We start from the raw sequence: 13,989 nt of genomic DNA on the forward strand, positions 1-13,989 counted from the left end.
ATGCTGGATATTCGCGATGAGCACTGGCCGCTGCTGTCCGGTCAGTCCGGCGTGTGGTTCGCGCAGCATCTGGCGCCGGAGAACCCCTCCTACCGGATCGCCGAATGCCTGGAGATCCACGGGCCGGTCGACCGGGCGGTCTTCGAGGCGGCCGTCCGCCGGGCCACCACCGAGGCGGAGACCCTGCGCCTGCGCTTCCGCCCGGACGGCGAGGAGGTCCGTCAGGTCCTCCTACCGGAGGCCGACTGGCAGCTCGCCGTCGTGGACGTCAGCACCGAGCCCGACGCCTGGGCCGCCGTCCAGGCCTGGATCCGGAACGACCTGGCCCGACCGATCGACGTCACGGGCGGACCGCTGACCACCTTCGCGCTCTTCCCGGCCGGTCCGGAGCGGTTCTTCTTCTACCAGCAGGGCCACCACCTGATCGTCGACGGCTACAGCGGCTTCCTGATCGCCGGCCGGGTCGCCCAGCTCTACACCGCCATGGTCGAGGGACGCCCCACCGACGAGGGCGCGTTGCCCTCCTTCCAGGGGCTGCTGGACGAGGACGCCGCCTACCGCGCCTCCGAGCAGTTCACCGCCGACCGCCACTACTGGACCGAGCGCTTCGCGGACCAGCCGGACGCGGTCAGCCTGGCCGGCCGCTTCGCCCCGGCCTCGGACACCTTCCTCCGCCGGGTCACGACCATCGCCCCCGCGGCCGCCGACGCCCTGCGCGCCGCCGCCCGCCGCCACCGCACCGGCCTGTCCGCGCTGGTCATCGCCGCGACGGCGCTCTACACCCGGCGGATGACCGGCACCGACGGCGACGAAGTCGTCCTCGGCCTGCCCGTCGCCGGTCGCACCGGGCGGCTCCAGCGCACCGTCCCCGGCATGCTCTCCAACGAGGTGCCGCTGCGGCTGGCCGTCCCGGCGGACGCCACCTGGGCCGAGCTGGTGCGCGGCACCGGCACCGCCGTCCGCGAGGCGCTGCGCCACCAGCGGTACCGTGCCGAGGAGTTGGCGCGCGACCTGCGCCGGGTCGGCGCCGAGGGCGCGCTCTACGGCACCACGATCAACATCATGCAGTTCGGCGACGACCTGGACTTCGCCGGCGCCCCGGCCACCCTGCACAACTTCTCCAACGGCGCGGTGGAGAACCTCGCCTTCGTGCTGTACGACCGGCAGGGCGCCGAGGGCATGCGGCTGGTCGCGGACGCGAACCCGGCGCTCTACGACGCCGACCGGGTGGACGCCCATCTGCGGCGCTTCGCCCGGCTGTTGGAGACCCTGGCCACCGTCGAGCCCGAGGCCCGGATCGCCGACGTCGACCTGCTGAGCGCGGCCGAGCGGCACCAGGTGCTGGTGGACTGGAACGCGACCGAGGTCGAGGTCGAGGCCGCCACCCTGCCGGAGCTGTTCCGGGCGCAGGCCGCGCGCACGCCGGAGGCCGTCGCGCTCGTCGTCGAGGGCGAGCAGCTGAGCTACGCCGAACTGGATGCGCGGACCGACCGGTTGGCCCGGCTGCTCGTCCAGCGGGGCGTGCGGCCGGAGTCGCGGGTCGCGGTGCTGATGGAGCGGTCCGTCGAGCTGGTCGTGGCGCTGCTCGCGATCGTGAAGGCGGGCGGCGCCTACCTGCCGGTCGACCCCGAGTACCCGGCCGAGCGGATCGCCGACGTGCTGGCCGATGCCGCGCCCGAACTCGTCCTGACCGCCGGTGACTCGGGCCTGACGGAGCTGTCGGTTCCGACTGTCGCGCTCGACTCGGCAGCGGTGGCCGAGGTGCTCGCCGCGCTGCCCGGGCAGGGCTTCGCCTGCGAGGGGCTGCTGCCGCAGCACCCGGCGTACGTCATCTACACCTCGGGGTCGACCGGCCGCCCGAAGGGCGTGGCCGTCCCGCACGAGGGCATCGTCAACCGGCTGGCCTGGATGCAGGACGCGTACCGGCTCGATGGGGACGACCGGGTCTTGCAGAAGACGCCGTTCGGCTTCGACGTGTCGGTGTGGGAGTTCTTCTGGCCGCTGATCGAGGGCGCGACGCTCGTGGTCGCCCGGCCCGGCGGGCACCGGGACCCCGGCTACCTCGCGGAGCTCATCCAGCGCGAGGGCGTCACCGTCACCCACTTCGTGCCGTCCATGCTCCAGGCCTTCCTGGCCGAGCCGGGCGCCACGGCCTGCACCGGCCTGCGCGCCGTGCTCTGCTCCGGCGAGGCGTTGCCCGCCGAGCTGCGCGACCGGTTCCGGCGCCTGCTGGACGTCCCGCTGCACAACCTCTACGGCCCCACCGAGGCCTCCGTCGACGTCACCGCCTGGCCCTGCCACGAGGACGACCGTGCCACGGTGCCGATCGGACGCCCGATCTGGAACACCCGCACCTACGTCCTCGACGCCCACCTGCGACCGGTCCCGGCCGGTGCCGCCGGTGAGCTCTACCTGGCCGGCGTCCAGCTCGCCCGCGGCTACCTGAACCGGGCCCCGCTCACGGCGGAACGTTTCGTCGCCTGCCCGTTCGGCGCCCCCGGCGAGCGGATGTACCGCACCGGCGACCTCGCCCGCTGGAACACCGACGGCACCCTCGACTACCTCGGCCGCACCGACCACCAGGTCAAGCTCCGCGGCCAGCGCATCGAACTCGGCGAGATCGAGGCCGCGCTCACCGCACACCCGCAGGTCACCCAGGCCGTCGTGGTGGTCCGTGAGGACACCCCGGGCCGGCAGAGGCTGGTCGGGTACCTGGTCGCCGCGACGGATGTGGACACCGCTGACGTCCGCGCGCGGCTGGCGGCCCGGCTGCCCGAGTACATGGTGCCCACCGCCTTCGTCGTCCTCGACGCACTGCCGCTGACCGTCAACGGCAAGCTCGACCGCAAGGCCCTCCCCGCCCCCGACCCGACGGCGGCCCCGGCCGGACGCGCCCCGCGCACCCCGCGCGAGGAGGTGCTCTGCCGCCTGTTCGCCGAGGTGCTCGGCCTGGGCGGCGTGGGCATCGACGACAACTTCTTCCAGCTCGGCGGCCACTCGCTGCTCGCCACCCGGCTGGCCAGTCGGATTCGCTCAGTGCTCGGCGCGGAGCCGGCGATCCGCGACCTGTTCGAGGCACCCACCGTCGCCGCCCTCGCCGCCCGGCTCGACGCCGGAGGCCGAATCCGCCCGGCGCTGACCGCCGGTGAGCGCCCGGAGGAGCTGCCGCTCTCCTACGCCCAGCGCCGTCTCTGGTTCCTCGGCGAGCTGGAGGGCCCGAGCGCGACCTACAACGTCCCGATCGCGATACGCCTGAGCGGTTCGCTCGACATACCGGCCCTGGAAGCCGCCCTGGGTGACGTCGTCGCCCGGCACGAGGTGCTGCGCACGGTCGTTCCCGCCGTCGACGGCCGGCCCCGGCAGCGCGTCCTCGGCGTCGACGAACTCGGCCCGCTGCTGACCGTCGTCGACTCCGACGAGGACCGCCTCGCCGAGGACGTCGCCCGGGCGTACGCCCACACCTTCGACCTGTCCGGCGAACTCCCCTTGCGCGCCCGGCTGTTCACCCTGGCGGCCGAAGACCAGGTGCTCACCCTGGTGGTCCACCACATCGCCGCCGACGGCTGGTCGCTCGACCCGCTGACCCGGGACCTGTCCGCCGCCTACGCCGCCCGCACCGAGCGACGGACCCCCGAGTGGCGGCAACTGCCGGTCCAGTACGCCGACTACACCGTCTGGCAGCAGCGACTCCTCGGTGCCGAGGACGACCAGGACAGTCTGCTCACCGAGCAACTCTCCTACTGGCGGCGCGCGTTGGCCGACGCCCCCGAAGAGCTCGCACTCCCCTACGACCGGCCGCGCCCCGCCGTCGCCTCCCACCGGGGCGCCTCCACGCCCGTCGAGGTCCCGGCCGAGCTGCACGCCCAGCTGGCCGACCTGGCCCTCGCCCAGGGCGTGACCCCGCACATGGTGCTCCAGGCCACCCTCTCCGTGCTGCTCAGCCGTCTCGGCGCGGGTACCGACATCCCCGTCGGCACCCCGGTCGCCGGTCGGACCGACGAGGCCCTGGACGAGCTGGTCGGCTTCTTCGTCAACACCCTCGTGCTGCGCACCGACCTCTCCGGCGATCCCAGCTTCGCCGAACTCCTCGGCCGGGTCCGGGAAACCGACCTGGCGGCCTACGCCCACCAGGACGTCCCCTTCGAGCGCCTGGTCGAGGACCTGGCCCCGGCCCGGTCGATGGCTCGCCACCCGCTGTTCCAGGTCCTGCTGACCCTGCAGAACAACACCCGCGCCGCCCTGGACTTCGCCGGGCTCGACGGCGCCCTGCTGCCCCCGGCGCAGGCCCCGGCCAAGTTCGACCTCTCACTGACCCTCACCGAGACCTTCGGTCCGGACCGCGCCCCGGCCGGGTTGACCGGTGAACTCACCTACGCCACCGACCTGTTCGACGCCGCCACGGCCGAGGGCATCGCCCGGCGCTTCACCCGGGTCCTGGCCGCCGCCGTCGCCGAGCCCGACCGGCCGGTCACCCGGATCGAGCTCCTCGACGAGGAGGAGCGCCGGCAGGTTCTGACGGAGTGGAACGCGACGGAGGTCGCGGTGCCGGGCGGGACGCTGACCGGGCTGTTCGAGGCCCAGGTGGCCCGGACGCCGGAGGCCGTCGCCCTGGTGCACGCGGGCCGCGAACTGACCTATGCCGAGCTGAACGCGGACGCCAACCGGCTGGCCCGTCACCTGGTCGGCGCCGGGGTCGGACCGGAGTCGCGCGTCGCCGTCCTGATGGAGCGCTCGTCCGCGCTGATCACCGCACTGCTGGCCGTCCTCAAGACCGGTGCCGCCTACGTCCCGATCGACCCGGCCTACCCGGCCGACCGGATCGCCTATCTGATCGAGGACTCCGCGCCCGCTCTGCTGCTCACCGAGAGCGGCGTTTCGGCGCCCGCCGCGTCGACCGCGCGACTGCTCCTGGACTCCGTCGAACTCGGCTTCGAGCTGGCAGAGTTGTCGGATCAGGACATCGCCGACGGAGAGCGGGCCAAGCCGCTGCGTCCGGAGCACCCGGCGTACGTGATCTACACCTCGGGGTCGACGGGTCGTCCGAAGGGTGTGGTGATCGAGCACCGCAACCTGGTCAACTACGTGGCCCGGTGCTGGAGCGCCTACCCGGACGTCGCGGGGAGCACGCTGCTGCACGCCTCGATCTCCTTCGACGCCGGTGTCACTGCCCTGTACGGCGCGCTGACCAGCGGCGGACGGGTGCACCTCGCCGACCTGGACGAGGAGCTGCCCACCAGCCTGGGCAGTGACCGGCTGACCTTCCTCAAGGGCACCCCCGGGCACCTGACGATGATGGACGCCCTGCCCGGAGAATGCGCGCCCACCCGGCAGTTGATGATCGGCGGCGAGACCCTTCACACCGCCCAGCTCCAGCACTGGCGTGCCAGCCACCCCGACGTCCACATCGTCTGCCACTACGGCCCCACCGAAGCCACCGTCGGCTGCACCGACCACCACATAGCCCCCGGCCACGAACCCGCCGGCACGGTCGTCCCCATCGGCCGACCGATGTGGAACACCCACGCCTACGTCCTCGACCACAACCTCCAGCCCGTCCCCGTCGGCGTCGCCGGCGAGCTCTACATCGCAGGCGCCCAGCTCGCCCGCGGCTACCTCGGCCGCCACGCCCTCACCGCCGAACGCTTCATCGCCAACCCCCACGGCACGGCAGGCGAGCGCATGTACCGCACCGGCGACCTCGCCCGCTGGAACCACCACGGCGACCTCGAATTCATCGGCCGCGCCGACCACCAGGTCAAGATCCGCGGCTACCGCATCGAACCCGGCGAAATCGAAGCCGCCCTGACCGCTCATGCGCACATCGCCCACGCCACCGTCATCGTCCGCGAGGACACCCCCGGCGACAAGCGACTCGTGGGCTACCTGCTCACCACGACCGAGCTGGACGCCACCGAGGTACGCACCCACCTGTCGGCGCTGCTGCCCGACTACATGGTCCCCAGCGCGTTCGTCGTCCTGGACAAGCTGCCGCTGACCGTCAACGGCAAGCTCGACCGACGCGCCCTGCCCGCGCCCACGTACGCGAGCACCGCGACCAAGCGCGCGCCGCGCACCCCGCACGAAGAGGTCCTCTGCGAGCTGTTCGCCGAGATCCTCGGGCTGCCCGAGGTCGGCATCGACGACAACTTCTTCGAACTCGGCGGCCACTCCCTGCTCGCCGTCTCCCTGGTCGAACGCCTCCGCGCCCGGGGCATCCAGGTCGAGGTCCGCACCCTGTTCACGGCGCCCACCATCGCGGCGCTGGCCGCCGCGACCGGTGCCGACCCGCGAGAGGTGGCCGTCCCGGCGAACCTGATCCCGGCCGACGCCGTGGACATCACCCCCGAGATGCTCCCCCTGGTGGAGCTCACCAGCGAGGACCTCGCCCGGATCACCGCCTCCGTCGAGGGCGGCACCGCCAACATCGCGGACATCTACCCCCTCGCGCCGCTCCAGGAAGGCATCTTCTTCCACCACGTGATGGCCGCCGAGGGCGAGAGCGACGTCTACGTCCAGCCGACGGTGCTCGGCTTCGACAGCCACCAGCACCGGGACGCCTTCGTCCACGCCCTCCAACTGGTGATCGACCGCCACGACATCCTGCGCACCTCCTTCGTCTGGCGTGAGCTGCCCGAGCCGGTCCAGGTCGTCCAGCGCCGGGCCGTCCTGCCCGTACACGAGGTCGCCCTGGCCTCCGACGGCACGGACGCCACCACCGCCCTGCTCGCCGCCGCCGGCTCCACCATGGACATCGGCCGGGCCCCGCTGCTGCACGCGTACACCGCCACCGCCCCGGCCGACGGACGTCCGCTCCTGCTGCTCCAGCGCCACCACCTGGTCTCCGACCACACGACGCTGGACGTGCTGCTCGACGAGGTCCGCACCGTCCTCGACGGCCGAGCGGATCAGCTCGGTACGCCGGAGCCGTTCCGCACCTTCGTCGCCCAGGCCCGCCTGCGCGTCCCCCGCGAGGAACACCGGCGCCACTTCGGCGAGTTGCTCGCCGACATCACCGAACCCAGCGCCCCGTTCGGCCTGCTCGACGTCCGGGGCGACGGCACCGCCGTCGCCGAGGCCAAGGTGCCGCTCGGCCCCGAAGCGGCCGCCCGGCTGCGCGAACAGGCCCGCCGCCTGGGCGTGAGCGCCGCCGCGCTGTTCCACGTCGTGTGGGCCCGGGTGGTCGCCGCCACCGCCAACCAGCCCGACGCCGTGTTCGGCACCGTGCTGTTCGGCCGGATGAACGGCGGGGCGGGCGCCGACCGCACCCTCGGCCTGTTCATCAACACCCTGCCGGTCCGGCTGGCCACCACCACGCCGGTCGCCGAGGCCGTCACCGCCATGCAGACCCAGCTCGCCGACCTGCTGGAGCACGAGCACGCCCCGCTCGCCCTGGCCCAGCAGGCCAGCGGCGTCCCGGCGCAGACCCCGCTGTTCACCTCGATCCTCAACTACCGCCACAGCAGCGCCGATCTGGACACCGCACCGACCGGCCTGGCCGGCGTCGAGCTGCTGCACCTCCACACCCGCACCAACTACCCGCTCGCGCTGTCCGTGGACGACCTGGGCACCGGTTTCCGCCTCACCGTCCAGGCCGCCACCCCGCTCGACCCCGCGGCGCTCGCCGACCTGGTCCGCACCACCACCGACAACCTGCTCACCGCCCTCGAAGCCGACCCGTCGGCGCCGCTGGACCGGGTCGGGATCCTGGGCGCGGAGGAGCGGGCGCGTGTCCTGACGGAGTGGAACGCGACGGAGGTCGCGGTACCGGGCGGGACGCTGACCGGGCTGTTCGAGGCCCAGGTGGCCCGGACGCCGGAGGCCGTCGCCCTGGTCCACGCCGGTGTCGAGCTCAGCTACGCCGACCTGAACGCCGACGCCAACCGGCTGGCCCGCCACCTGGCCTCCGCCGGGGTCGGACCGGAGTCGCGCGTCGCCGTCCTGATGGAGCGCTCGTCCGCGCTGATCACCGCACTGCTGGCCGTCCTCAAGACCGGCGCCGCTTACGTGCCGATCGACCCGGCGTACCCGCTCGACCGCATCGGCTACATGGTGGCGGACTCGGCCCCGGCCCTGGTGCTCGCCGACGCCGCCTCCGCCGAGCGCCTGCCGCAGGACGCGGCCGGTTCGACGCTCGTGCTCGACGGTGCCGACACGGCGGCCGCCCTGGCGCAGCACGCGGACGGTGACCTGGACTCGGCCGCTTCGCTCCGGCCGGAGCACCCGGCGTACGTGATCTACACCTCGGGGTCGACGGGTCGGCCGAAGGGTGTGGTGATCGAGCACCGCAACCTGGTCAACTACGTGGCCCGGTGCTGGAGCGCCTACCCGGACGTCGCGGGGAGCACGCTGCTGCACGCCTCGATCTCCTTCGACGCCGGTGTCACCGCCCTGTACGGCGCGCTGACCAGCGGCGGACGGGTGCACCTCGCGAACCTCGACGAGGAGCTGACCGCGCACCTCGGCAACGACCGGCTGACCTTCCTCAAGGGCACCCCCGGGCACCTGACGATGATGGACGCTCTGCCCGAACAGTGCGCCCCCACCCGGCAGTTGATGATCGGCGGCGAGACCCTCCACACCGCCCAGCTCCAGCACTGGCGTGCCAGCCACCCCGACGTCCACATCGTCTGCCACTACGGCCCCACCGAAGCCACCGTCGGCTGCACCGACCACCACATAGCCCCGGGTCAGGAGCCCGCGAGCAGCGTGGTGCCGATCGGCCGCCCGATGTGGAACACCCACGCCTACGTCCTCGACCACAACCTCCAGCCCGTCCCCGTCGGCGTCACCGGCGAGCTCTACATCGCCGGCGCCCAGCTCGCCCGCGGCTACCTCGGCCGCCACGCCCTCACCGCCGAACGCTTCATCGCCAACCCCCACGGCACGGCAGGCGAGCGGATGTACCGCACCGGCGACCTCGCCCGCTGGAACCACCACGGCGACCTCGAATTCATCGGCCGCGCCGACCACCAGGTCAAGATCCGCGGCTACCGCATCGAACCCGGCGAAATCGAAGCCGCCCTGGCCACTCATGAGCACATCGCCCACGCCACCGTCATCGTCCGTGAGGACACCCCCGGCGACAAACGACTCGTGGGCTACCTGCTCACCACGACCGAGCTGGACACCGCCGAGGTCCGGCAGCACGCCGCCGAGCGGCTGCCCGAGTACATGGTGCCCTCGGCGCTGATCGTCCTGGACGAGCTGCCGCTGACCGTCAACGGCAAGCTCGACCGGCGCGCCCTGCCCGCACCGACCTACACCGCCGCCGCCGGCAGTCGCGCCCCGCGCACCCCGCACGAGGAAGTCCTCTGCGAGGTGTTCGCCCAGGTCCTCGGACTGCCCGAGGTCGGCATCGACGACAACTTCTTCGAACTCGGCGGCCACTCCCTGCTCGCCGTCTCCCTGGTCGAGCGCCTGCGCGCCCGGGGCATCGCCGTGGAGATCCGCACGCTGTTCACCTCGCCGACCGTCGCCGCCCTCGCGGCCGGTACGGGCGGGGCGCAGCGCGAGGTCGACGTCCCGGCGAACCTGATCCCGGCCGACGCGGCGGAGCTCACCCCCGAGATGCTCCCCCTGGTCGACCTCACCAGCGAGGACCTCGCCCGGATCACCGCCGCCGTCGACGGCGGCACCGGCAACATCGCGGACATCTACCCCCTCGCGCCGCTCCAGGAGGGCATCCTCTTCCACCACCTGATCGCGGGTGACGGCGCGCACGACGTGTACGTCCAGCCGTCCGTGCTGGCCTTCGAGAGCGAGGAGCGCCGGGAGGCCTTCCTCGGCGCGCTCCAGGTGGTGATCGACCGCCACGACATCCTGCGGACGGCCGTCCTGTGGCAGGACCTGTCCGAGCCGGTTCAGGTCGTCCAGCGCCGGGCCGCCCTGCCCGTCCACGAGGTTGCCCTGCCGTCCGACGTCGTGGACGCCACCGCAGCCCTGGTCGCGGCCGGCGGCTCCACCATGGACCTCACCCGGGCGCCGCTGCTGCGCGCCCACACGGCGACCGACCCGGCCGACGGGCGCGCCCTGCTGCTGCTCCTGCGCCACCACCTGGTCTCCGACCACACGACGCTGGACGTGCTGCTCGACGAGGTCCGCGCCATCCTCGACGGCCGGACCGCCGAGCTCGCCGAGCCGCTGCCGTTCCGCACCTTCGTCGCCCAGGCCCGCCTGCGCGTCCCCCGCGAGGAACACCGCCGCCACTTCGGCGAGTTGCTCGCCGACGTCACCGAACCCAGCGCGCCGTACGGCCTGCTGGACGTGCGCAGCGACGGCACCGCCATAGCCGAGGCCCGGACCCCGCTCGCACCCGAGCTGGCCGTCCGCCTGCGTGAGCAGGCCCGTCGGCTCGGGGTCGGCCCGGCCGCGCTGTTCCACGTCGCCTGGGCCCGGGTGGTCGCCGCCACCAGCGGCAACCCGGACGCGGTGTTCGGCACCGTACTCTTCGGCCGGATGAACGCCGGCAGCGGCGCCGACCGCGTCCCCGGGCTGTTCATCAACACCCTCCCCGTCCGGCTGGCCACCACCACGCCGGTCGCCGAGGCGGTCACCGCCATGCAGACCCAGCTCGCCGACCTGCTGGAGCACGAGCACGCCACGCTGGCCCTCGCCCAGCAGGCCAGCGGCGTCCCCGCGCGGACTCCGCTGTTCACCACCCTGCTCAACTACCGTCACACCAGTCCCGAGCACGGCCCGGCCCGGACCGGTCTGCCCGGCGTCGAGCTGCTCCACAACCACCAGCGCACCAACTTCCCGATCGCGCTCGCGGTGGACGACCTCGGCGCGGGCTTCGAGCTCAGCGTCCAGACCGTCACCCCGCTGGAGCCGGACGCACTGTGCGCCCTGGTCGGCAGCGCGACGGCCGAGCTGGTGGCGGCGCTGGAGACCGAGCCGGGCACCCGGCTCGCCGCCTTGGACGTCCTCGACGGCGCCGAGCGGTACCGCCTACTGGCCGCCTGGAACGACACCGTGAGTGCTCTGCCGGAAACGCCGCTGCCGGTCCGGTTCGCGGCGCAGGCCGCCCGGACGCCGGACGCCGTCGCGCTCGGCTGCGAGGGCGTGGAGCTGACGTACGCCGAGCTGGACGCCCGCGCGGAGCGGCTGGCCCGGCTGCTGGTCGCCCGGGGCGCCGGGCCGGAGAGCCGGGTCGCCCTGGTGCTGCCGCGCACTCCGGAGCTGGTGGTGGCGCTGCTCGCGGTACTCAAGTCCGGTGCGGCGTACGTGCCGGTGGACCCGGAGTACCCCGCGGAGCGCATCGCGTACGTGCTGGCGGACTCCGCCCCGGTGCTGGTGCTGGCCACCGCCGACACCACGGACCGGCTGCCGGCCGAACTCCCCTGCCCGGTGCTCCTGTTGGACGCGCCGCAGGAGGAGCCCGCCGCCGAGGTCATGCTCGCCGCGCCGCTGCCCGCGCACCCCGCGTACGTCATCTACACCTCCGGCTCCACCGGGAAGCCCAAGGGCGTGGTGCTCTCCCACGCCAACCTGGCCAACTTCCTTGCGGACATGGGTGGTCGCTTCCCGCTCACGGCCGAGGACCGCTGGCTCGCGGTGACCACGGTGTCCTTCGACATCGCCGCGCTGGAGCTGTACCTCCCGCTGGTCTCCGGCGCCCGGGTGGAACTCGTCCCGCGGGCAACGGTCATGGACCCGGCCGCACTGACCGACCTGATCGTCCGCTCCGGCGCCACGATCATGCAGGCCACCCCCTCGCTGTGGCGGGCGCTGGCCGAGCACGCCGCCGAACTCCCGCCGCTGCGCGTGCTGGTGGGCGGCGAGGCGCTGCCCGCGCCGCTGGCCGGGGAGCTGTGCCGGATCGGCGACGTCACCAACCTGTACGGGCCGACCGAGACCACCATCTGGTCCACGACCTCGCCCGTCACCCCGGACGCCGTCCCGACCATCGGCCGCCCGATCGCCAACACCCGCGTCTACGTGCTCGATTCACACCTCCAGCCGGTCCCGACCGACGTCGTCGGCGAGCTGTACATCGCCGGTGACGGCCTCGCCCGCGGCTACCACGAGCGCCCGGCCCTGACCGCCGAGCGCTTCACCGCCGACCCCCACGGGGCAGCGGGTGACCGGATGTACCGCACCGGCGACCTGGCCCGCTGGACCGCAGACGGCGAGCTGCTCTTCGCCGGCCGCGCCGACTCCCAGGTCAAGATTCGTGGCCACCGCATCGAACCCGGCGAGATCGAGGCGGCGCTGCTGGCCCACCCGGCCGTCACCGAGACCGTAGTGCTGGTACGGGAGGACCGGCCGGGCGATGTCCGCCTGGTCGGGTACCTGGTCCCGGCCTCGGGCACCGACCCGCTCGATCCCGCCGAGGTCCGCCGGCACGCCGCCGAGCGGCTGCCCGAGTCCATGGTGCCGAGCGCCCTCGTCGTGCTCGACGCCATGCCACTGACCCCAAACGGCAAGCTGGACCGCAAGGCGCTGCCCGCGCCGTCCGTCGAGACGGCCGCCGTCGGACGGGAGCCGCGCACCGAGCGCGAGCGCCTGCTGGCCGGGATCTTCGCCGAGGTGCTGGGCCTGGCGACGGTCGGCCTGGACGACGACTTCTTCGCCCTGGGCGGCCACTCGCTGCTCGCCACCCGGGTGGTCAACCGGATCCGGACCGGCCTGGGCCTGGAGCCGACCATCCGCGACCTGTTCGAGGCACCCACGGTGGCCGGACTGGGCGAGCGGCTCGCCCTCGCCGCCGGCCCGGCCCGCCCGGCCCTGTCGGCGGGCGCGCGCCCCGAGCGGGTGCCGGCCTCGCACGCCCAGCGCCGGGTCTGGTTCCCGCACCGGCTCGACCCGGCCGACGCGTCCTTCCACATGCCGATGGCCGTGCGCCTGACCGGCCCGGTGGACGAGGACGCGCTGCGGGCGGCCCTCGGCGATGTCGTCGAGCGCCACGAGAGCCTGCGGACCGTCTTCGGCGAGGACCGGGACGGCTCGGTGCACCAGCGGGTGCTGGCCGGAGTGGACCTCGCCGCGCTCTGGCGGTCCGGGCCGGCCACCGAGGCGGAGCTGCCGGGCGCGGTCGCCCGGGAGCTGGCCCGGCCGTTCGACCTCGCGGCCGAACCGCCCGTCCGCGCCGCACTGTTCACGCTCGGCGCCGAGCACCGCGTTCTGCTGCTGACGGTCCATCACATCGCCGCCGATGGCTGGTCGTTGGCCCCACTGGCCCGCGACCTTTCCACCGCCTACGCGGCTCGTCTCGACGGCGCCGCTCCCGGCTGGGAGGCGCTGCCGGTGCAGTACGCCGACTACGCCCTGTGGCAGCGCGAGCTGCTCGGCGACGCCGGCGACCCGGAGAGCCTGCTCTCCCGGCAGACCGCGTACTGGCGGGACGCGCTGGCCGGCCTGCCCGAGGAGCTGCCGCTCCCGTACGACCGGCCCCGCCCGGCCGTCGCCACCCACCGCGGGGAGCTGGTCCCGCTGACCTTCCCCGCACCGCTGCACCAGGAGCTGCGGGAGCTCGCCCGACAGCAGGGAGTCAGCCTGTTCATGGTCCTCCAGGCCGGCCTGGCCGTCCTGCTGTCCCGCCTCGGCGCGGGCGAGGACGTCCCGATCGGCACCCCCGTCGCCGGGCGCACCGACGAGGCGCTGGACGACCTGGTCGGCTTCTTCCTGAACAGCCTGGTGCTGCGCACGGACACCTCCGGCGACCCGTCGTTCACCCGGCTGCTCGCGCAGGTCCGGGAGGCCAACCTCGCCGCCCACGCCCACCAGGACGTCCCCTTCGACCACCTGGTGGAGGTGCTCAACCCGACCCGCTCGCTGGCCCGGCACCCGCTGTTCCAGGTGATGCTGATCCTGCAGAACAACACCACCCCCGAGCTGGCGCTGCCCGGCGCCCGGGCCACGGCCGAGTCCATCGCCGCCGACACGGCGAAGGTGGACCTGACCTTCACCCTGGAGGAGAAGGCCGACGGCCTGGGCGGCACCCTGCAGTACGCCACCGAGCTGTTCGACCGCGGCACCGTGCAGGCGCTG

1 protein-coding gene (running past one end of the window) is annotated in these 13,989 nt (G+C 73.6%); it reads left to right on the forward strand.

Annotation, left to right across the window (positions count from 1 at the left end; translation table 11 throughout):
- On the forward strand, positions 1-13,989 hold the 5' portion of the coding sequence (locus ACIP4P_RS42005) for an amino acid adenylation domain-containing protein (RefSeq protein WP_400928783.1). Its footprint extends 1,947 nt past the window's final position; 13,989 of the gene's 15,936 nt are visible here — the first part of the coding sequence; the start codon lies at positions 1-3; its stop codon lies beyond the right edge, outside the window.

It is taken from the genome of Kitasatospora sp. NPDC089509 (assembly GCF_044749365.1).
Taxonomy (GTDB): Bacteria; Actinomycetota; Actinomycetes; order Streptomycetales; family Streptomycetaceae; genus Kitasatospora.